This is a genomic window from Pseudomonas sp. LjRoot71, from assembly GCF_964253255.1.
GTDB lineage: Bacteria > Pseudomonadota > Gammaproteobacteria > Pseudomonadales > Pseudomonadaceae > Aquipseudomonas.
In genome coordinates this window covers 2,154,646-2,173,922 of record NZ_CAXURA020000001.1, presented here as the reverse complement: position 1 = coordinate 2,173,922, position 19,277 = coordinate 2,154,646, and the positions used below count along the sequence as shown (strand labels likewise).

The 19,277-nt window shown below is 62.4% G+C and carries 19 protein-coding genes; 8 read left to right on the top strand and 11 right to left on the bottom strand.

All coding sequences use genetic code 11. The annotated features are described in order from the left end of the window. Nucleotides 1–74 precede the first annotated feature (74 nt). Complete coding sequence (locus tag ACSQ17_RS10350; protein ID WP_436068526.1) at nucleotides 75–995, top strand: LysR substrate-binding domain-containing protein; 921 nt, start codon at nucleotides 75–77, stop codon at nucleotides 993–995. On the opposite strand, the gene ACSQ17_RS10345 is transcribed toward ACSQ17_RS10350, so the two are convergent. From ACSQ17_RS10345 to ACSQ17_RS10315, 7 genes are all read right to left on the bottom strand, one after another. Then, on the bottom strand, nucleotides 992–1,762 hold the full coding sequence (locus tag ACSQ17_RS10345) for a MetQ/NlpA family ABC transporter substrate-binding protein (protein WP_436068525.1): 771 nt from the start codon (nucleotides 1,760–1,762) through the stop codon (nucleotides 992–994). The two genes, ACSQ17_RS10350 and ACSQ17_RS10345, sit on opposite strands and share 4 nt — an antisense overlap. 49 nt (nucleotides 1,763–1,811) lie before the next feature. Next, nucleotides 1,812–2,489: a methionine ABC transporter permease gene (locus ACSQ17_RS10340; RefSeq protein ID WP_090254404.1), complete on the bottom strand. Its 678-nt coding sequence runs from the start codon at nucleotides 2,487–2,489 to the stop codon at nucleotides 1,812–1,814. Next, nucleotides 2,489–3,496 (bottom strand): methionine ABC transporter ATP-binding protein, encoded by a 1,008-nt coding sequence (locus tag ACSQ17_RS10335; protein ID WP_436068524.1) that lies wholly within the window; start codon nucleotides 3,494–3,496, stop codon nucleotides 2,489–2,491. The genes ACSQ17_RS10340 and ACSQ17_RS10335 overlap by 1 nt, the downstream gene beginning before the upstream one ends. Nucleotides 3,497–3,697: 201 nt before the next feature. Continuing rightward, nucleotides 3,698–4,558 carry a PA5502 family lipoprotein gene (locus tag ACSQ17_RS10330; protein WP_436068523.1) on the bottom strand — a complete coding sequence of 287 codons (861 nt, stop codon included), beginning with the start codon at nucleotides 4,556–4,558 and terminating at the stop codon, nucleotides 3,698–3,700. Nucleotides 4,559–4,626: 68 nt separating this feature from the next. Continuing rightward, on the bottom strand, nucleotides 4,627–5,415 hold the full coding sequence (gene znuB, locus ACSQ17_RS10325) for a zinc ABC transporter permease subunit ZnuB (RefSeq protein WP_090378972.1): 789 nt from the start codon (nucleotides 5,413–5,415) through the stop codon (nucleotides 4,627–4,629). After that, nucleotides 5,408–6,214: a zinc ABC transporter ATP-binding protein ZnuC gene (gene znuC, locus ACSQ17_RS10320; RefSeq protein ID WP_436068522.1), complete on the bottom strand. Its 807-nt coding sequence runs from the start codon at nucleotides 6,212–6,214 to the stop codon at nucleotides 5,408–5,410. The genes znuB and znuC overlap by 8 nt, the downstream gene beginning before the upstream one ends. Further along, nucleotides 6,211–6,696, bottom strand: coding sequence for a Fur family transcriptional regulator (locus tag ACSQ17_RS10315; protein ID WP_090378979.1), 486 nt, complete (start codon nucleotides 6,694–6,696; stop codon nucleotides 6,211–6,213). The genes znuC and ACSQ17_RS10315 overlap by 4 nt, the downstream gene beginning before the upstream one ends. Before the next feature lie 66 nt (nucleotides 6,697–6,762). On the opposite strand from ACSQ17_RS10315, the gene znuA reads away from it, so the two are divergent. Beyond that, entirely contained in the window at nucleotides 6,763–7,713 is a 951-nt protein-coding gene (gene znuA, locus ACSQ17_RS10310; protein WP_436068521.1) for a zinc ABC transporter substrate-binding protein ZnuA, read from the top strand. A gap of 13 nt (nucleotides 7,714–7,726) precedes the next feature. Here the strand turns inward: znuA and ACSQ17_RS10305 are convergent, their stop codons facing one another. Together ACSQ17_RS10305 and ACSQ17_RS10300 are read right to left on the bottom strand one after the other, a co-directional pair. Then, the gene (locus ACSQ17_RS10305; RefSeq protein WP_233685654.1) at nucleotides 7,727–8,677 is read right to left on the bottom strand and encodes a homoserine kinase; all 951 of its coding nucleotides are present in this window, start codon (nucleotides 8,675–8,677) and stop codon (nucleotides 7,727–7,729) included. Between the two features lie 14 nt (nucleotides 8,678–8,691). Further along, entirely contained in the window at nucleotides 8,692–8,976 is a 285-nt protein-coding gene (locus ACSQ17_RS10300) for a DUF2782 domain-containing protein (RefSeq protein ID WP_436068520.1), read from the bottom strand. A 74-nt stretch (nucleotides 8,977–9,050) separates the two neighbouring features. Between ACSQ17_RS10300 and polA the strand changes: the two genes are divergently transcribed. Continuing rightward, complete coding sequence (polA, locus tag ACSQ17_RS10295; RefSeq protein WP_436068519.1) at nucleotides 9,051–11,897, top strand: DNA polymerase I; 2,847 nt, start codon at nucleotides 9,051–9,053, stop codon at nucleotides 11,895–11,897. 330 nt (nucleotides 11,898–12,227) lie between these two features. On the opposite strand, the gene yihA is transcribed toward polA, so the two are convergent. Next, entirely contained in the window at nucleotides 12,228–12,881 is a 654-nt protein-coding gene (gene yihA, locus ACSQ17_RS10290) for a ribosome biogenesis GTP-binding protein YihA/YsxC (protein ID WP_436068518.1), read from the bottom strand. A gap of 248 nt (nucleotides 12,882–13,129) precedes the next feature. Between yihA and ACSQ17_RS10285 the strand changes: the two genes are divergently transcribed. The 5 genes from ACSQ17_RS10285 (at nucleotide 13,130) to ACSQ17_RS10265 (ending at nucleotide 17,702) form a co-directional block, all read left to right on the top strand. Further along, nucleotides 13,130–13,420 carry a c-type cytochrome gene (locus ACSQ17_RS10285; protein ID WP_436068517.1) on the top strand — a complete coding sequence of 97 codons (291 nt, stop codon included), beginning with the start codon at nucleotides 13,130–13,132 and terminating at the stop codon, nucleotides 13,418–13,420. Between the two features lie 46 nt (nucleotides 13,421–13,466). Continuing rightward, nucleotides 13,467–14,072 (top strand): c-type cytochrome, encoded by a 606-nt coding sequence (locus tag ACSQ17_RS10280; RefSeq protein ID WP_436068516.1) that lies wholly within the window; start codon nucleotides 13,467–13,469, stop codon nucleotides 14,070–14,072. Between the two features lie 170 nt (nucleotides 14,073–14,242). After that, complete coding sequence (locus ACSQ17_RS10275) at nucleotides 14,243–14,872, top strand: thiol:disulfide interchange protein DsbA/DsbL (RefSeq protein ID WP_436068515.1); 630 nt, start codon at nucleotides 14,243–14,245, stop codon at nucleotides 14,870–14,872. A 23-nt stretch (nucleotides 14,873–14,895) separates the two neighbouring features. After that, the gene (locus ACSQ17_RS10270; RefSeq protein WP_436068514.1) at nucleotides 14,896–15,759 is read left to right on the top strand and encodes an endonuclease/exonuclease/phosphatase family protein; all 864 of its coding nucleotides are present in this window, start codon (nucleotides 14,896–14,898) and stop codon (nucleotides 15,757–15,759) included. Nucleotides 15,760–15,830: 71 nt separating this feature from the next. Continuing rightward, entirely contained in the window at nucleotides 15,831–17,702 is a 1,872-nt protein-coding gene (locus ACSQ17_RS10265) for a diguanylate cyclase (RefSeq protein WP_436068513.1), read from the top strand. Between the two features lie 42 nt (nucleotides 17,703–17,744). Here the strand turns inward: ACSQ17_RS10265 and ACSQ17_RS10260 are convergent, their stop codons facing one another. Then, the gene (locus tag ACSQ17_RS10260; protein ID WP_436068512.1) at nucleotides 17,745–19,163 is read right to left on the bottom strand and encodes a DASH family cryptochrome; all 1,419 of its coding nucleotides are present in this window, start codon (nucleotides 19,161–19,163) and stop codon (nucleotides 17,745–17,747) included. Between the last annotated feature and the right edge of the window lie 114 nt (nucleotides 19,164–19,277).

Below are 19,277 nucleotides of genomic sequence, written 5' to 3'. Positions count from 1 at the left end.
AGCAACAGCGATTCTGATTAAAAGCGAATATCCTTGCTTGCAAGCACAAACAAAATTGATCAGTCGAGGCGTCGATGCTGCGCGAATTGAAAACCTTTGTGGCGGTGGCGCGGCATGGCACCTTCGCGGCGGCGGGTCAGCAGGTCGGCCTGACTCAGTCGGCAGTCAGCGCGCAGATGCGTGTGCTGGAGCAGGGGCTGGGCGTCCGCCTGTTCGAGCGCAGTGGACGCTCGGCGGTGCTGAATGCTGCCGGTCGGCATGCCTTGCCATTGGCGGAGCAGATGCTCGGGCTGTATGCGCAGATGGCCCTGCCGACCAGTGCGGCCGAGTGGCAGGGCGAGCTCAAGGTCGGCGCGATTGCCACCTTGCAGACGGGTTTGCTGCCCGAAGCGCTGCCGCGTTTTCGCGCGGCGGCCCCACGGGTGGAGCTGAAGCTGGTGCCCGGCGTGTCGCTGAACCTGCTGAGTCAGATCGATGCTGGCGAGCTGGATCTGGCGCTGCTGATCAAGCCGCCATTTGAACTGCCCAAGGAGCTGCTGCAGATCAGCCTGGCACGCGAACCCTTTGTGCTGATCACCCCGCTCGGCGTGACGGCGGATGATCCGTTGCAGATCCTCGCCGAGCAGCCGTTCGTGCGTTACGACCGGCGCTCGTTTGGCGGGCGACGGGTCAACCAGTTCCTCCGCGAGCAGCGCCTGACGGTGCAGGAAGCGTTGGAGCTGGATGAGCTGGAGGCCATCGTGCGGATGGTCGAGTGCGGGCTTGGTGTGTCGCTGATTCCGCGCGCCGGTCTGTGGCTGCAACGACCGACGCAGTTGCGGGTGATTGAGCTGGGCGAGCTGACCTTCCACCGTGAGCTGGTGGCGATATTGCGCCGTGCTCAACGCCAGCCCGCTCTTGACTGCCTGCTGGAGTGCCTGCGCGAAGCCGCCCTAAACGACAAACCCCGCACAGGGCGGGGTTTGGCAGAGGGGGCAGATAACGCGGCGTCTTAGAACGCCGGAACTACAGCGCCCTGATACTTCTCAGCGATAAAGGCTTTCACTTCGGCGCTGTTCAGCGCCTTGGCCAGTTTCTGCAGGGCCGCGTTGTCCTTGTTGTCGGCACGCGCGACCAGGATGTTGACGTACGGCGAGTCGTTACCTTCGATGATCAGCGCATCCTTGGTCGGGTTGAGCTTGGCTTCCAGGGCGTAGTTGGTGTTGATCAGCGCCAGGTTGACCTGGGTCAGCACGCGCGGCAGAGTAGCCGCTTCCAGCTCACGCACCTTGATGGTTTTCGGGTTTTCGACGATGTCTTTTGGCGTGGCGAGGATGCCGGCTTCCGGCTTCAGGGTGATAAGCCCGGCCTTTTGCAGCAGCAACAGGGCACGCCCGCCGTTGGTGGCGTCGTTAGGGATCACCACGTTGGCGCCTTGTGGCAGCTCATTCAGGCTTTTGTGTTTGCTGGAGTAGGCACCGAAGGGCTCGACGTGCACACCGGCGACGCTGACCAGCTCGGTGCCACGGCTCTTGTTGAACTCATCCAGATACGGCTGGTGTTGGAAGAAGTTGGCGTCCAGGCGCTTTTCGGCGACCTGCACGTTGGGTTGCACGTAGTCGGTGAACACTTTGATGTTCAGTTCAACGCCTTCTTTGGCCAGGGCCGGCTTAACGAACTCGAGGATTTCTGCGTGCGGTACGGCGGTGGCGGCGACGCTCAGGCTGTCGGCCTGTACGGAGAACGCGGCCAGGGCAGCGACTGCGGCGATCAGTTTTTTCATGACTAACTCCTTGTGGGATCGGGGTTGGCGACGGGTAGTCGCCGGCGGTTTATTTGCGGGAAAAATGCACCACCAGCTTGTCGCCGACGGTTTGTAGAATCTGTACCAGCACCAGCAGCAGGATCACCGTCACGGCCATCACGTCCGGCTGATAACGCTGATAGCCATAACGCACGGCGAGGTCGCCGAGGCCGCCGCCGCCGATCAGGCCGCTCATGGCGGTGTAGGACACCAGGGTAATCGCGGTTACGGTGATCGCCGCGATGATGCCGGGCAGCGCCTCGGGCAGCAGCGCGTTGACCACGATCTGCCGGGTGGTGGCACCCATGGCCTGGGTCGCTTCGATAATGCCGCGGTCGACTTCACGCAGTGCGGTTTCCACCAGGCGCGCGAAGAACGGTGTGGCTCCCACCACCAGCGGCGGGATGGCCCCGGCGACGCCCAGTGAGGTGCCGGTGACGATCACCGTGAAGGGGATCATCACGATCAGCAAGATCACGAACGGCACCGAGCGCAGGATATTCACCAGCAGCGACAGGAAGCCGTAGAAGGCCTTTTGTTCGAACATCTGTCGGGGGCTGGTGAGAAACAGCAGCACGCCCAGCGGCAGGCCGAGCAGCACGGTAAACAGCATGGAGCCGCCGAGCATGCTCAGGGTGTCCAGGCTGGCGTAACCGATTTCCGCCCAATCAACGTTGGGCAGTAGACGAGTCAGTAGGGCTTCCATTAGCGCAGCACCTCCAGATGCACGTCGGCGGCTTTGAAGCGCGCCAGCGCGGCGTCCAGATCGCCGCCAGTCAGGGCCAGGGTCAACTGGCCGTAGGGGGTGTCCTTGATGCGGTCGATACGCCCGGCGAGGATGCTGTAATCCACCCCGGTCTCACGTGCCACGGTGCCCAGCAGCGGCGCATAGGTGGCTTCGCCCTGGAAGGTCAGGCGCAGGATGCGGCCCTGTACATGGGCAAAATCGTCACGCTGTTCGTGCTCGTCGACCTGCTCGGCTTCCTGCACGAAGCGCTTGGTGGTGGCGTGTTGCGGGTGCAGAAACACCTCGGCCACCGGGCCGGATTCGACGATCACGCCAGCATCCATGACGGCCACGCGGTCACACACGCGGCGGATTACATCCATCTCATGGGTGATCAGTACGATGGTCAGGTTCAGCTCGCGGTTGATCTCGGCTAGCAGCTGCAACACCGAGGCCGTGGTCTGCGGGTCGAGGGCGCTGGTGGCCTCGTCGCACAGCAGAATTTTCGGTTCGGTGGCCAGGGCGCGGGCAATGCCAACGCGCTGTTTCTGTCCGCCGGAGAGCTGCGCCGGGTACTTGTTGGCGTGGTCCTGCAGGCCGACCCGTGCCAGCAACTCGGCAACGCGGGCATTGATCGCGCTGCGCGGCAGCTCACCGGCCAGCTTCAGCGGTAGGGCAACGTTATCGGCGACGGTCTTGGAGGACAGCAGGTTGAAGTGCTGGAAGATCATCCCGACCTGCTGGCGGAAGCGCCGCAGACCTGTGGCGTCGAGCGCCGTGACGTCTTCACCGTCGATCTCGATGTGCCCACCGGAAGGCTCTTCCAGACGGTTGATCAGGCGCAGCAGGGTGCTTTTGCCGGCACCGGAATGACCGATGATGCCAAACACTTCGCCGCGGGCGATGTGCAGGTCGGTCGGCTGCAAGGCGGGGATATTCTGGCCACTGACGCGGTACGCCTTGTGGACCTGATGGAAGTTGATCACGCGTTAAACCTTTTGGGTTTCAAAGTTGCCGGGTAGGCAGAAACGGCCGCCTAGTCTACCCGTCACTGTTTAGGCCGCAAAAATCTTTGTAGGCCTATGGTTATAGCTAAATTGCATTAAATGCTGAACTGCCTTGGGCAGTGTAGTCAGCGCCAATGCAAACGACCGGGCAAGCCCGGTCGTTGTAAAACCCAAGTGCTATCAGCGCTTGGGCGTGAGCACCAACTGCGGCACCTGGGCCGGTTTGATCACCTGGCTGATGCGCGGGCTGAAGCTCGGGTCCAGGCGTTTGATCCGTGCATTGAGTAGGGAGGCGACCCAGGGGAAATCCTTGGCCTCGCGGACTTCGATGCGCACCGCACAGCGGAAGGTCACGATATCTGCTGCAACACCGTCCAGCAGGCTGCGCAGGCGTTCGTTGTCCTGATTGTCGAGCATCGGCATGCCAATCACGCTGCTGGCAGCGGCTGGGTCGATCATGCGCGCCTGCGGTTTGGCTGGCGCGGGAGCCGCCGGTACTTCCACGGCGGGGGTATTGGGCAACTGAGTGGCCTGGATGGCAGCGGCCTGACGCTCCGCCGCCAGACGCAGTTGCCGCGCCTGCTCCAGGCGTGCGGCTTCAGCCTGGGCGGCGGCCTGCTCGGCGGCACGGCGCTGCTGTGCGGCGGCGGCCAGTTCGGCTTCACGGGCCTGGGCGATGGCGCCATCCAGGCCGGTGGTCAGTGCCGGTGCCTGCGGCATCAGGCTGCGGGCACGGCTCAGAGCCTTGGTGGCGTTATCCAGATCCCCGCTTTGCAGGGCTTTCTGGCCCTGTTGCAGGTGCGCTTCGGCGAGTTGGCGCTGGTATTGCTCCAGGCGGGTGTCGCCGGCGGCGCGCTGCTGCAAACTGCCCAGCTGGCTTTCGGCGCTGCTCAGGTCACCACTGGCCAGGCTCTGATCGAGCTGGCGGAAGGCGCTGACCAGATCATCCACCGGCAGGTTGGCCGGTTGCGGCGCGCTCTGGCAGGCGGCCAGCAGCAGAACCAGGCTGAGGGCAAATCCACGGAAAACGAACGATTTCATGACTGCGCGTCTCGAATTGTGCAAAAAACGCGCAAGTTTACACTGTGACCGAAGGCATCACCAATCTTTCAGGCGGTGCGCCGTGGCAGGGCAAAGCTCAGCAGAAACAACGCGGCAGCGCTGACCACGATGGACGGTCCGGCTGGCGTGTCCTGAAACCATGAGAGGCTGAGCCCGCCGCACACCGCGACGATGCCCAGCAGGCTGGCGCCGAAGGCCATTTGCTCCGGGGTGCGCGCATGGCGCTGGGCGGCGGCGGCCGGAATGATCAGCAGGGAGGTGATCAGCAGCACGCCGACGATCTTCATTGCCACGGCGATCACCACCGCGATCAACAGCATCAGGCTCAAGCGAATCGCCGCTACGGGCAGGCCTTCGACCTTGGCCAGCTCTTCATGCACGGTAATCGCCAGCAACGGCCGCCACAGCAGGGCCAGCAGCACCAGCACCAGGGCGCTGCCGCCGATGATCCAGGCGAGATCAGTGGGGCCGACCGCCAGCAGATCGCCGAACAGATAGCCCATCAGGTCGATGCGCACATCCTGCATAAAGCTCAGTACTACCAGGCCCAGCGACAAGGTGCTGTGGGCGAGGATCCCGAGCAGGGTGTCGGAGGCCAGCGGCTGGCGGCTTTGCAGGGTGACCAGCAATACCGCCAGGAGTACGCAGCCCACGGTTACCGCCAGGGTCGGGCTGACGTCGAGCATCAGGCCGAGGGCCACGCCGAGCAACGCAGCATGCGACAGGGTGTCGCCGAAATAGGCCATGCGCCGCCACACCACAAAGGAACCCAGGGGGCCGGCGACCAACGCCAGGGCCAGGCCGGCGAGCAGGGCGTTGAGCAGAAAATCAGCCATGCTTGCAGTTATCTCCGTGAATATGCGGTTTTACCGGGCCTTTGATACTCAGGCCGGCAGGCGTTTCAGTGACCACCGCACCGTGCAGGTCGTGCTCATGGTCATGGTGGTGGGTGTAGACGGCCAGGCTCTTGGCGTCTTCGCCGAACAGCTCGACAAAGGCCGGATCGAAACTGACCTGCTCAGGATGGCCAGAGCAACAGACATGGCGATTGAGGCAGACCACCTGATCGGTGGTGCTCATCACCAGGTGCAGGTCATGCGAGACCATCAGCACGCCGCAGCCATGGCGGTCGCGCAGCTGGGTGATCAGGCGGTACAACTCGGCCTGGCCGGCCACGTCGACGCCCTGCACCGGCTCATCCAGCACCAGCAGTTCCGGCTTGCGCAGCAGGGCGCGGGCCAGCAGTACACGTTGCAACTCGCCGCCGGAGATGCTTTGCAGCGGGCTATCGATCACCTGTTCCGCGCCCACTTCGGCCAGTGCTGCCTGCACATCCGCGCGGGTTACGCCCGGCACCAGGCGCAAAAAACGCAGCACCGAGAGCGGTAGCGTGGCATCCACATGTAGCTTTTGCGGCATGTAGCCGACGCGCAGTTTGGGCTTGCGCCAGACGCTGCCGCTGTCCGGTTTAAGCAGGCCGAGTACGGCGCGCACCAGGGTGGTTTTACCGGCGCCGTTGGGGCCGATCAGGGTGACGATTTCCCCCGGTTTTACGCTGAGCTGCACATCTTGCAGCACATGCTGCCCGGCGAAGGTCACACCCACCCCGGCGAGACTGATCAGGGCATCGCTCATGTGGGCTCCTGGCAGCCTGCGCACAGGCCGACCACTTCCACCGTTTGGCTTTCCACGGCAAAACCGACCCCGGCCGCGCTGCTGATAATCGCGTCGCTAATCGTTGCCTGCTCCAGCTCGATGGCGGCATTGCAGCTTCGGCAGATCAAGAACTGGCCCTGGTGGGCGTGTTCCGGGTGGCTGCAGCCGACAAAGGCGTTGAGCGAGGCGATACGGTGAACCAGGCCGTTTTCCAGGAGGAAATCCAGGGCACGGTAGACCGTGGGTGGCGCGGCACGGCGGCCGTCTTCATCGCTCAGCACGCCAAGAATGTCATAAGCCCCCAGCGGCTTGTGGCTGGCCCAGACCAGTTCCAGCACGCGTTTGCGCAAGGCGGTCAGGCGCAAACCTTGGCGCGCGCATATGGCTTCGGCCTCGGCCAGGGCATGGCTGACGCAGTGGGAGTGGTCGTGGGGGCGTGAGGCCAGCGGAGCTTGAGTCATGGGCAACGACGAATAAGGTGAGAGACGTTATTATATTACCCGTTCCTTCCCGTTTGAGTGCTCCCCGTGTTGCGTCTTTTTCCGGCTTTGTGCCTTCTCTTGATCACTTTTCCCCTGAGTTTTGCAGTCCAGGCCGATGTGCGCGTGCTGACCAGCATCAAGCCGCTGCAGCTGATTGCCGCTGCCGTGCAGGACGGTGTTGGTCAGCCGGAGGTGCTGCTGCCGCCAGGCGCATCGCCGCATCACTATGCGCTGCGCCCTTCCGATGTGCGCCGGGTGCGCGATGCCGACCTGTTGTATTGGGTTGGTGCGGACCTGGAAAGCTTTCTGCCCCGCGTGCTGGCCGGCCGCGATAAACCGAGTGTGGCGGTGCAGGATGTTTCGGGTATGTCCCTGCGTCATTTTGGCGACAGCGATGCGCAACACGCCGAGCATCAGGATGGTCACGCCGATCACGCGCATGCAGCTGACCAGCATGACCACGCCCACCGCCCTGGCAGCCTGGATGCACATCTTTGGTTGCTGCCGGCCAATGCCCGGTTGATTGCCAGCAAGATTGCCACCGACCTGGCGCAAGCCGACCCGGCCAATGCCGCGCGTTATCAGGCCAATGCCAAGGCTTTTGGCGAGCGTCTGGATGCTTTGGATCAGCGCCTGAAAAGTCGCCTGAACGGCCTGACTGGCAAGCCCTACTTCGTCTTCCACGAAGCCTACGACTACTTCGAGGCCGCCTATGGCCTCAAGCACGCCGGGGTATTCAGTGTGCTCGGTGAAGTTCAGCCAGGCGCCCAACATGTGGCGGCCATGCGTGAGCGCTTGCAGCAGGCAGGGCCGAGCTGCGTATTCAGCGAGCCGCCATTACGCCCGCGGCTGGCGCAAACTCTGACTGCCGGCCTGCCAGTCACCCTGGCCGAGTTGGACGCCATGGGCGGTACCTTGCCGGTGGATGCAAAGGGTTACGAAGCTCTGTTGGAGAATATGGCGGGCGAATTGGCCGGGTGTCTCGAGGCGCTGTAATCAGCTCCCGTATCTAGAAGGCGAACGGCAGCGCCAACTCTACCTGCTGGCGCTGGGCCAGGCGGCGCTGGAATTCTGCCGGGTCGTGAATCAGCACTTCCTGGCCGGCGAAGGATTCGGCGGCGATCAGGCGCGACAGCCAGAAGCGTACGCAAGCAATACGCAGCATGGCCGGCCACAGTTCGGCTTCTGCCGCAGTAAATGCCCGTAAACCGGCGTAGGCACCAAGCAGCGCCTGCGCGCGCTTGCTGTCCAGGCTGCCGTCATCCCGTGAGCACCAGTCGTTCAGGGCAATCGCCAAGTCATAGAGCATCGGCCCCGAACAGGCGTTGTAGAAGTCGATCACCCCGGCCAAGTGGTTACCGTCGAACAGCACGTTGTCGCGGAACAGATCGGCATGCAGATTGGCCTGTGGCAAGGCGAGGATGCGCGGCTTGAGCGTGTGGATCTCCGCCAGTGCATCGCGCAGCAGTGGCAAGTGTTCATCAGGCAACTTCAGGGCCAGGCTTGGCCCTTCGGCGAGCATCCAGTCCAGGCCCCGATCACTCTTGCGCGGCAGCGGCTGATTGCGCGTGGCCAGGTGAATGCGCGCCAGCAGCGCGCCGACTTCCTGACAGTGATGCGCATTGGCTTCATGCACATGCTTGCCGGCCAGGCGCGGCTGCAACAATGCCGGCTTTTCCGCCAGGCTGCGCAGCGCTTCGCCGCTGGCGGTGCGCAGGGCATAAGGCACCGGCAGGCCAGCGTCATGCAGCACGTCGAGCAGTTCGATAAAGAAGGGTAAATCGGCGCTTGGGCCACGCTCGATCAGGGTCAGAACGAATTCGCCCTGTTCCAGGCTGACGAAGAAATTACTGTTCTCGCTGCCCGCAGCGATGCCCTGGAAGTCGCGCAAGCGACCCAGGCCATAGGGGGCGAGAAACACCTCGAGCTCATGGCGCTCAAGCGGGGTGAATACCGACATAGGTTAGAAACGCCTTACCACTTAAAGATTTCCCACTGCGGGATCAGCATGTCTGGCTGATCGGAGCGGATAAAGTTGCCTTCGCTACCATCGGCACGTACCAGGAAGTAGGGCTTACCCTTTTTCGGGGTGATCTTGATCGCATAGAGGAAGCCATTCTGCCGATACTCGGTGATGGTGCGGTCACCGTCCTGGCGGATGGTGACATCCGGGTCGGCCGAAACCGGATCTTCGGCGTGGGCGACCAGGGTGGTGAATGCCAGCAGACTGGCCAGCAACAGGCGATTGAGTGTGCGCATGGTAACCTTGTCCTTTTATCGTCTACGGTGCGGCCATTCTACCGCTGCCCCCGCCGAAAAGGTTGATCCTGCTCATGAGCCAAGCCCCTCTCGTTCTGGTTGACGGTTCGTCTTACCTTTACCGTGCCTTCCACGCCCTGCCGCCGCTGACCACCTCCAAGGGCTTGCCCACCGGTGCGGTGAAGGGCGTGCTGAACATGCTCAAGAGCCTGCGCAAGCAGTACCCGAAAAGCCCGTTTGCCGTGGTGTTCGACGCCAAGGGCGGTACCTTCCGCGATGAAATGTTCGCCGAGTACAAGGCCAATCGCCCGTCCATGCCCGATGAGTTGCGCGTTCAGGTCGAGCCGCTACACGCCAGCGTCAGGGCCATGGGCTACCCGCTGCTGTGCGTCGAGGGCGTCGAGGCCGATGATGTGATCGGCACCCTGGCCCGCCAATGCGCCGCCGAGGGGCGCGATGTGGTGATTTCCACCGGCGACAAGGACATGGCCCAGTTGGTTTGCCCGCACGTTACGCTGGTCAACACCATGACCGGTAGCGTTTACGACATCGATGGCGTGAAAGCGAAATTCGGTGTCGGTCCTGAGCTGATCATCGACTACCTGGCGCTGATGGGTGACAAGGTCGACAACATTCCCGGCGTGCCGGGCGTGGGTGAGAAGACCGCGCTGGGCCTGCTGGTCGGCGTCGGCGGCGGCCTCGATGTGCTCTACGCCAACCTCGATAAAGTCCCGGAACTGCCGATTCGTGGCGCCAAGACCCTGCCGGCCAAACTCGCCGAGCACAAGGACATGGCTTACCTGTCCTACGCCCTGGCGACCATCAAACTGGATGTGCCGCTGAATATCGCCATCGACTCGCTGCACCCGGGCGAGATGGATGTGCCGGCCCTGATGGAGCTGTACGCCGAGCTGGAATTCAAGACCTGGCGCGATGAGTTGCTGCGCAGCAACCCGGCGCCTGCGGTCAAAGTTGCGGCCGCAGCGCCTGCCGATGACCTGTTTTCACTGGCGCCTAGCGCCAGTGCGGCACCTGTCGTGGCACCAGCCGCTGACGCGGCGGCAATCGAAGCGCCCGCTGCCGAGCTGCCCGCACCGGCCGCCTTGGGCGATTACGTGTGCATTCTGGAGCAAGCGCAGTTCGAGCAATGGCTGGAGAAGCTGCGCAACGCCGAGCTGATTGCCTTCGACACCGAGACCACGGGTCTGGATGCGCAACAGGCGCAGTTGGTTGGCCTGTCGTTTGCGGTCAAGGCCGGAGAAGCGGCCTATATCCCGGTGGCTCATAGCTACATGGGCGTGCCGACCCAGCTTGACCGCGATGCGGTGCTCAAGGCGCTGAAACCGATTCTGGAAGACCCGAATAAGGCCAAGGTCGGTCAGCACGCCAAATACGATATGAATATCCTCGCCAATGCCTCGACGCCGATTGCGGTGCAGGGCGTGGCGTTCGACACCATGCTCGAATCCTACGTGCTGGACTCCACCGCCACCCGTCACGACATGGACAGCCTGGCGCTCAAGTACCTGGATCACAGCAACATCCGCTTCGAGGACATCGCCGGTAAAGGCGCCAAGCAGCTGACCTTCGATCAGATCGACCTGGCCCAGGCTGCGCCTTATGCCGCTGAAGATGCTGACGTGACCCTGCGTCTGCACCAGCATCTGTGGGCCAAGCTCGAAGCCGAGCCGAGCCTGGCCAAGGTGCTGCACGAGATTGAAATGCCGCTGGTGCCGGTGCTGGCGCGTATCGAGCGTCAGGGCGCGCTGGTCGACGCCAACTTGTTGGGTCTGCAAAGCAACGAACTGGGCGAAAAGCTGGTGGCACTGGAGCGCCAGGCTTTCGAAATTGCCGGTGAGGAGTTCAATCTGGCCTCGCCCAAGCAGCTGGGCGTGATTCTCTACGAAAAACTCGGCCTGCCGGTGCTCAGCAAGACCGCCAAGGGCCAGGCCTCGACGGCTGAAGCGGTATTGGCCGAACTGGCCGAGCAGGATTTCGAGTTGCCCAAGGTGCTGATGCAGTACCGCAGCTTAAGCAAGCTGAAAAGCACCTACACCGACCGCCTGCCGGAGCAGATCAACCCGCGTACCGGGCGCATCCACACCAGCTATCATCAGGCTGTAGCCGCGACCGGGCGTTTGTCGTCCACCGACCCGAACCTGCAGAACATCCCGATCCGCACCGCCGAAGGTCGACGTATTCGCCAGGCCTTTGTCGCACCCAAGGGCTACAAGCTGCTGGCGGCGGACTATTCGCAGATCGAGCTGCGCATCATGGCCCACCTGGCCAAGGATGAAAGCCTGCTGGAGGCCTTCCGTAATGGTCGTGATGTGCACAAGGCCACGGCGGCCGAAGTCTTTGGAGTGCCGCTGGATGAGGTCACGGCTGATCAGCGGCGCAGCGCCAAGGCGATCAACTTCGGCCTGATCTATGGCATGAGCGCCTTCGGCCTGGCCAAACAGATTGGTTGCGACCGCAAGCAAGCGCAGGCGTATATCGATGTGTATTTCGCCCGTTACCCCGGTGTGCTGGCCTATATGGAGCGCACCCGCGAGCAGGCGTCCGAACAAGGCTTTGTCGAGACACTGTTCGGCCGTCGCCTGTACCTGCCGGATATCCACGCGAAGAACCAGGCGCTGCGCAAAGGCGCCGAGCGCACCGCGATCAACGCGCCGATGCAGGGCACGGCGGCGGACATCATCAAGCGGGCGATGGTCCGGGTCGACAACTGGCTAAGCGAATCCGGCCTGGATGCGAAGGTCATCCTGCAGGTACACGACGAACTGGTGCTGGAAGTGCGTGAGGATCTGGTCGCGCAGGTCAGTGAGCAGATCAAGCTGCTGATGGGCGATGCCGCCGCGCTGGATGTGCCGCTGTTGGTGGAAGTTGGCGTGGGCGATAACTGGGATGAGGCGCACTGACGCTGGTGTGGTGCGGCTGAGCGCCTGCTGTAGCGGGCGTTTCAGGTTTTTGGGTATCGATCTTGTCGTTTTTATAGCTAATCGATTCAAAAACTCGGCTGAACTTTATTCTTGCCTGGCCAGTCAGAGTTTACGAATGGCCCGCAAAGCCCTTCGATGCTCCTTGTTGTGTTAAGTGTTGGCAGATTCTGGACCCCGCCCTAGCGGTTCAGACGTTAAACCCCGAACTTCCCTCCCCCATAAGAAGTTTCGGGGTTTTTTTTATGCTGCGATTGTTCACCGCGCCGTGAGGTAGCTGCCGCCCGCCTCACCAACCCGCCATCGCCTGACTCAGGCTTCGTTGTCCGGTTCGTCTTCCAGGGCGAACTCACCGAGTTGCATCCATTCGGCCAGCACTTCCTGAGCCTCTTCGATGCCAATGCGTTTGGGCGCGGAGAACAGCTGGATACTGACGCGATCACCCCAGCGCTTGCGAATGTCCTGCTGCACCTTGAGCAGGGCATTCTTCGCTGCGCCAAAAGCCAGCTTGTCGGCCTTGGTCAGCAGGATGTGCATGGGCATTTCGCTGGCCACTGACCAGTCGAGCATGAGGATATCGAACTCAGTCAGCGGCTTGCGGATGTCCATCATCAGCATCAACCCGCGCAGGCATTCACGGCTGCCGAGGTAGGCTTCCAGGTGCTTCTGCCAGTGCAGTTTCAGCGGAATTGGCACCTTGGCGTAGCCATAACCCGGCAGGTCGACCAGGCGGCGCTCTTCGTCCAGCTTGAAGAAGTTGAGCAACTGGGTGCGCCCTGGAGTCTTCGAGGTGCGCGCCAGGCTGGCGTGGGTCAGGGTATTCAGGGCACTGGATTTACCCGCGTTGGAGCGGCCGGCAAAGGCCACTTCATGGCCGAAATCCTCCGGGCACTGGTCAACCTTGGCCGCGCTGATAAGGAACGTAGCCTGTTGGCACAGGCCGATAATGGGGTTCTTGGCTTGCATCTGGGTATCCGTGAGGGCGAGCGTAGGGTGACATTACAGGCGCGATGCCCTTGCGACATTTGCGCGCAGCCTGCCTGTCGGCGTGTAGCGCGGCAAGCTGCGTCGTTTCCGTTTCAATGACGCCAGTATATAATGGCGCAGATTTTGTGTGCGCTTTCTCCCTGCTGTTGGATAAGTGTTCACGGGAACGATTTAGATCATCTGCCCATAGAAAGCAGTACGTTCCCCTCCCTGATGAGGTTGATCTGATGAAAAAATTGCTGATTGCAGCCAGTGCATTGATGCTGTCGTTGAGTGCTCAGGCTGCACAGGACCCGGAAGCCGTCTACGCTCGCGCGTGTGGTGTGTGCCATAACGGGCAGATTCCCATCGCTCCCAAGCGTGGTGACAAGGCTGCCTGGGAACCGCGTCTGGCCAAGGGCACCGATGCCCTGGTACAGAGTGTCACCAATGGTCTGAATGCCATGCCGCCCCGCGGGTTGTGCATGGACTGCACCGCCGAGGATTACCAAGCCGTCATCAAGTTGATGACCGAGTAAGCCCGGCGCATAAACTCTTTCTCTTAGCCGTAAATTGGATTAGCTGATGAACAAAGTACTCGTGAGTCTGCTGTTGACCCTGGGCCTCACTGGCTTCGCACATGCTGCAGGCAATGCTGAAGCTGGCCAGGGTAAGGTGGTTGTGTGTGGTGCGTGCCATGGTGCCGATGGCAACAGTGCTGCACCGAACTTCCCGAAACTGGCTGGGCAAGGCGAGCGCTACTTGCTCAAGCAGCTGAAAGACATAAAATCCGGTGCCCGTCCAATCGTGGAAATGACCGGTTTGCTGGATAACCTCAGCGACCAGGATCTGCAGGACATCGCCGCTTACTTTTCCAGCCAGCAGATGAGTGTTGGCGCCGCCGACCCGAAACTGGTTGTGCGTGGTGGCGAGCTGTTCCGTGGCGGCAAACTGGCTGAAGGCATGCCGGCCTGCACCGGCTGCCATTCGCCGAATGGCGCTGGCCTGGACGCTGCCGGTTACCCGCAACTGGGCGGACAGCACGCGACCTACATTGCCAAGCAGCTGACCGATTTCCGCGAAGGCAACCGTACCAACGATGGCGACAGCATGATCATGCGCTCCATCGCGGCCAAGCTGAGCAACAAGGATATCGAAGCTGTTTCCAGCTTTATCCAGGGTCTGCACTGATCCACGCCAGCGATATGCAGTAATGAAAAAGGGTGGCTCAGGCCGCCCTTTTTCGTTCTGTGCATCGCTACCTTGGGGCAACAGCCCCTACAATGTGCGGAACCCCAGATTGCCTCGCGGGTCGAACCTCGGTTCGTCATCACGCACCGTCCATAGCCAAGGAGTAACGCATGCGTAACCTGATCCTCAGTGCCACTCTCGTCGCCACCAGCCTGTTTGGCCTGAGTGCCCATGCCGAGCCGATTGAAGCGGGCAAGCAGTATGTAGAACTGAACAACCCAGTGGCCGTGTCCAAGCCGGGCAAGATCGAAGTGGTCGAGCTGTTCTGGTACGGCTGTGGCCACTGCTACAAGTTCGAAGCCACCATCAACCCGTGGATCGACACCCTGCCGGAAGATGTCAACTTCGTGCGCATCCCGGCCATGTTTGGTGGCATGTGGAACTTGCATGGCCAGATGTTCATCACCCTTGAAGCGATGAAAGCCGAGCACAAGGTGCATGCGGCGATCTTCGATGCCATCCATGTGCAGGGCAAGAAGCTGGCCACCCCGGAAGAAATGGCCGACTTCCTCGCTGGCGAAGGCATCGACAAGGACGCTTTCCTCAAGACCTACAACTCCTTCGGCGTGAAGAGCCAGCTGGAGAAGGCCAAGAAACTGGCCATGGCCTACCAGATCACCGGTGTGCCGGTGATGATCGTCAACGGCAAATACCGTTTCGACATCAGCAGCTCGGGCGGCCCGCAGCAAACCCTGCAAGTGGCCGATCACCTGATCGCCAAAGAACGCGCCGCGCAGTAATCGGCGTGCGCGGATAACGCGTCATGCTCAGGCGCTGGCCGGCCAGGCGGGCGATCGATCTGTGTGATCCACAGGTCAATTCCCGCTGTGCGCCGGCCGCAGACTGGCCCATCAGTGGCAGCCTGCGCCTGCTCAGTTTCAATATCCAGGTGGGTATCAGTACCCAGCGTTATCACCATTACCTGACGCGCAGCTGGCAGCATCTGTTGCCGCATGCCGGGCGCAGCGGCAATCTGCAACGGATTGGCGAGCTGCTCGGTGATTTCGATCTGGTGGCTTTGCAGGAAGTCGATGGCGGCAGCCTGCGTTCCGGCTACGTCAATCAGGTCGAGCACCTGGCCCATCTCGGGGCCTTTCCCTACTGGTATCAGCAACTCAACCGTAACCTCGGCCGTTTGGCCCAGCACAGCAATGGCGTACTCAGCCGCCTGCGCCCCAGCCTGCTGGAAGATCATCCGTTGCCCGGCCCGCCGGGGCGGGGGGCAATGTTGCTGCGCCTCGGTGATGGGCCGGACGCGATTGCCGTGGTGATGATGCACCTGGCCCTGGGTGCACGCACCCGCACCCGGCAGTTGGCCTATATCCGCGAGCTGCTCAGCGATTACCGGCATCGGGTGCTGATGGGCGATATGAACACCCATGCCAACGACCTGCTGGAGCATTCGCCCCTGCGCGACCTGGGCTTGTGGGCGCCGCAGGTTGAGGCCACCTTTCCCAGCTGGCAGCCGCAGCGCTGCCTGGATCACATCCTGCTCAGCGCAGAACTGTCCCTGGAGCGCTGTGAGGTCTTGCCATTGCCGATCTCCGATCATCTGCCAGTTGCGGTGCAAATTCGTTTGCCCACTTCACTCTGTGGGCCTGCACCACCTATGCTGGTTGAGCTGTAGGTGATGGGCAGGTTATCGCCCGCCTGCAGTGTGATGACCCGGCAACAGACCTCGAACACTGGATGGCGATGATGACCGACGATGCCCAGCGCTGGAAAAGCAAGTACCTGGAAAGCCTGGAACAGCAGGAAAAACTTGAGCGCCGCTGGGAGGCACGCCTGGACTTGCTGCGTCGCGGCCTGGTGCGCAGCTCGCTGGCGGCGGAAGGCAGCGACAAGTCGGTCGATCAATGCATGCAGGAGCTGCGCGATACCCTGCGCCGCGATGACATCGACAGCGGCCTTGCCGCACTGATCCCACGCCTGGAAAAGGCCGTGCTGGATTCGGAAAAACGCCGCCAGGACCGCATCGAGCAGAATATTTCCGGCGTCACCAACCTGACCAGCCAACTGTTGGCCCTGGAGCCGCCGCGTGAAGTGCGCAAGGCGCTCAAGCAGTTCGCCAAGCGCATCGAAGAGCGTGCCAGCCAGCCGCGTGAGCTGCCGGCATTGCTCAGCGAACTGAGCAGCTTGCAACAGCAGGCGCTGGCCGCCTTTGATGGTGATGCAGCAACGGCCCGCCCCGGTCTGTTGCAGCGTCTGTTTGGTGGCAAGGGAACTGACGCCGCCGCGACCGTGGCCGAGCAACCGACGGATGCTCCCGCTCCGGTGCCAATGGCCGCAGCCGCCGAGCCTGTGCAGGCGCTTGCAGCTGAAACGGTGGCCAGTGTGGCAGCCGTGCCTGCTGTACCGGCACCTGTGGAGACTGCTGAGGTGCGGGCTGTGGAGGCACCTGCCGCAGAGCATGCATCGCCATCGCCAGCGGCTCCTGCCACCTCGCCCACCGTTGCCGAAATGCCCGCTGCACCGCTTGCCGAAGGTGACCCGGCGTATGCCCTGCCGGAGATTCCCGAACCCGGCTACAGCGCGGTGGCGCCGCATATTGGTGAGAGTCTGACCAGCCTACTCGACGAACTGGAACTGCCGGTGCGCCACAAGCCGCAGGGTGAGGCCCTGCGCCAACGGGTGATGGGCGGCTTGAACTGGTATGAGCTGGTGGCCGTGCTGGATGATCTGGCGGTGCTGATTCTGGCCGTGACCGACAGTGGCCAGCGCGAGTTTGCCAGCTACCTGAAACAGCTCAACGAGCGCCTAGCCTCGTTTCTGAGCACCCTCACCGAAGCCCATGAGGGCTACAGCGAATCGGTGGAGAGTGCGCGTACCTTCAATCAGGAGTTGCGTGAGCAGGTTAGCGGCCTGCAAGCCAGCGTGCAGGAGGCGGTGGATCTGCACAGCCTCAAGCAGTCACTGGAAGCGCGCCTGGATGGTTTGCTCAACACCGTCAGTGAGCATCAGAAGCACCGCGATGGCCGCGAAGAAGAGGTGGCGCAGCGCCTGCAGAGCCTGACTCAGAAAGTCGCTGACATGGAGCAAGAGGCGCAGAGTTTCCGTGATCATCTGGAAGAGCAGCGGCAGAAGGCGCTGATCGACCCGCTGACCGGCTTGCCCAACCGTGCCGGTTGGGGTGAGCGCCTGGAGCTGGAGATGGCGCGCTGGAAGCGTTACGGCGGCGAGCTGGCGCTGGCCGTGCTGGACATCGACCACTTCAAGCGGATCAACGACGGCTATGGTCACCTGGCCGGCGACAAGGTGCTGAAGATCATTGCCGGCGAGCTGGCCAAGCGCCTGCGCAAGACCGACTTCATTGCCCGCTTTGGTGGTGAAGAGTTTGTGTTGCTGATCCCCTCGACCCCGCTGGAGGGCGGGCGGCAACTGTTGCAGACCCTGCTCGATGGGGTTGAGCAGTGTCCTTTTCACTTCCGGGGCGAGCGGGTGACCATCACCCTGTCGGCCGGGCTGACGAGCTTTGTCAGTGGTGAAAGCAGCGAGAAGGTTTTCGAGCGCGCCGACCAGGCGCTGTACCGCGCCAAGAGCGGCGGACGCAACCGCGTCGAGCTGGGCTGATCTGGCCCCGCGCGCGGCATTGCACGGCGCGGGCGGGCGGGGTCAGGCGACCGCGTGCAGATAGGGCTTCCAGCTCTCCGGAATAGTGCCCAGCTGTGGGTAGCCGAGGCTGCGCAGGTGGCCGCCGGCGAGCAGGAAGGGCGTGTGCCGAAGCGCTTGCGGTACATCACGCAGCTCCGGTAGCCAAAGGCTCACATAGTGCGCATCGGGGTCGTATTCACGGGCCTGGCGCAGGGCATTGAACACGCGGTTATGCCGTGGGTCGTTGCCCACTCCGGCAAGGTAGGCCCAGTTGCCCCAGTTGCTGGCCGGGTCATAGTCGATCAGGTGTTCCTCGAACCAGGCCGCGCCATGGCGCCAGTCTTGTCGCAGGTCGTTGATCAGGTAGCTGGCTACCACCTGGCGGCCGCGGTTGGACATAAAACCGGTGGCAGCCAGTTCGCGCATATTTGCGTCGATCAGCGGCATGCCGGTACGCCCGCGCGACCAGTCCTGAAAACGCTGGTCCAGCTGTTGCGGCGCGCGTTCGGTGGCTTTCAGCCCGCCAGCCTTGAACAGCGCGCTGCCATGCCGCGCCAGGGTCCAGCGGAAGAAGTCGCGCCAGAGCATCTCGACCCACAGCCAGTGGGTCGAGTCGTTGCGCTTGTACTGCGCCTCATGGCGGCGCAGTTCGGCGATAACCCGGCGTGCCGAAAGGCTGCCATTGGCCAGCCAGGGCGAAAATTTCGAGGAGTACTCGCTGCCGATCATGCCGTTGCGGGTGTCCTTGTACTGCCGCACGCCCTGGGTTTTCCACAGGTAATCACGCAGGCGGCCGAGGGCTGCCGGCTCGCCACCGGAGAAGGGAAAGGCGCTGGCGGCAACACTCAGCGGCTCACCCAGGCCCAGTTGCGACAGCGTGGGCAGCGGCTGCATCAGCGCCAGCGCGCCATCAGGGAGAAGCGGTAGGCGATCCGGCGCGTGGCGTGGCTGGAACACTTGCAGACGTTCTTCGATCAGGCTGCGGAAGCGGCTGAATACGTGAGGCAGTTGCTCAAGGGCGAAGGGCAGCTCTTCGCGGTGCAACAGGTTATTGGCTGGCGCCTGTTGCAGAGGCACCTGACCGAGGCGCTTTGCGACACGGGCCACCTGGGCCCGTTCATCCGGGGCGATTTCCTCCAGGGTCAGCACCTGATCCAGGTTGAACTGGGCAACCAGCTGGGGGATGACCTGTTCTGCGCTGCCAATCACCAGCAGCAGGTGTGAACCGCGTTGGCGCAGTTCGCCTTCCAGCGCCAGCAGGCTTTCCAGCAAAAAGCGCGCACGGTGTACGCCCATGCGGCGCATGCCAAACTCGTTGAGTTGCAGCTGCTCAGGGTCCAGCACATACACCGGCAGCAGGCACTCGGCACTCAGGCCGGCTTGCAGCGCGGGGTGGTCATCAAGGCGTAGATCCTGTTTGAACCACAATAATGCGCGCATGATGCTGATCTCCTAATCAATACAAAAGCTGTACAGAATATCCGTATTTGTACAGATTTTAGTCTAGCAGCGTCCATCATGGCTTGCCCAGGCAATAGACCAGCGTGGCCCTTC

What these genes read in the sequence shown, in the direction of transcription:
- znuC (WP_436068522.1), bottom strand. Translation starts at nt 6,214, where the DNA reads ATGAGCGATGCCCTGATCAGTCTCGCCGGGGTGGGTGTGACCTTCGCC.
- znuB (WP_090378972.1), bottom strand. Translation starts at nt 5,415, where the DNA reads ATGGCTGATTTTCTGCTCAACGCCCTGCTCGCCGGCCTGGCCCTGGCG.
- ACSQ17_RS10260 (WP_436068512.1), bottom strand. Translation starts at nt 19,163, where the DNA reads ATGCGCGCATTATTGTGGTTCAAACAGGATCTACGCCTTGATGACCAC.
- ACSQ17_RS10285 (WP_436068517.1), top strand. Translation starts at nt 13,130, where the DNA reads ATGAAAAAATTGCTGATTGCAGCCAGTGCATTGATGCTGTCGTTGAGT.
- ACSQ17_RS10275 (WP_436068515.1), top strand. Translation starts at nt 14,243, where the DNA reads ATGCGTAACCTGATCCTCAGTGCCACTCTCGTCGCCACCAGCCTGTTT.
- ACSQ17_RS10330 (WP_436068523.1), bottom strand. Translation starts at nt 4,558, where the DNA reads ATGAAATCGTTCGTTTTCCGTGGATTTGCCCTCAGCCTGGTTCTGCTG.
- ACSQ17_RS10345 (WP_436068525.1), bottom strand. Translation starts at nt 1,762, where the DNA reads ATGAAAAAACTGATCGCCGCAGTCGCTGCCCTGGCCGCGTTCTCCGTA.
- polA (WP_436068519.1), top strand. Translation starts at nt 9,051, where the DNA reads ATGAGCCAAGCCCCTCTCGTTCTGGTTGACGGTTCGTCTTACCTTTAC.
- yihA (WP_436068518.1), bottom strand. Translation starts at nt 12,881, where the DNA reads ATGCAAGCCAAGAACCCCATTATCGGCCTGTGCCAACAGGCTACGTTC.
- ACSQ17_RS10350 (WP_436068526.1), top strand. Translation starts at nt 75, where the DNA reads ATGCTGCGCGAATTGAAAACCTTTGTGGCGGTGGCGCGGCATGGCACC.
- ACSQ17_RS10280 (WP_436068516.1), top strand. Translation starts at nt 13,467, where the DNA reads ATGAACAAAGTACTCGTGAGTCTGCTGTTGACCCTGGGCCTCACTGGC.
- ACSQ17_RS10265 (WP_436068513.1), top strand. Translation starts at nt 15,831, where the DNA reads ATGACCGACGATGCCCAGCGCTGGAAAAGCAAGTACCTGGAAAGCCTG.
- ACSQ17_RS10315 (WP_090378979.1), bottom strand. Translation starts at nt 6,696, where the DNA reads ATGACTCAAGCTCCGCTGGCCTCACGCCCCCACGACCACTCCCACTGC.
- ACSQ17_RS10305 (WP_233685654.1), bottom strand. Translation starts at nt 8,677, where the DNA reads ATGTCGGTATTCACCCCGCTTGAGCGCCATGAGCTCGAGGTGTTTCTC.
- ACSQ17_RS10270 (WP_436068514.1), top strand. Translation starts at nt 14,896, where the DNA reads ATGCTCAGGCGCTGGCCGGCCAGGCGGGCGATCGATCTGTGTGATCCA.
- ACSQ17_RS10340 (WP_090254404.1), bottom strand. Translation starts at nt 2,489, where the DNA reads ATGGAAGCCCTACTGACTCGTCTACTGCCCAACGTTGATTGGGCGGAA.
- ACSQ17_RS10300 (WP_436068520.1), bottom strand. Translation starts at nt 8,976, where the DNA reads ATGCGCACACTCAATCGCCTGTTGCTGGCCAGTCTGCTGGCATTCACC.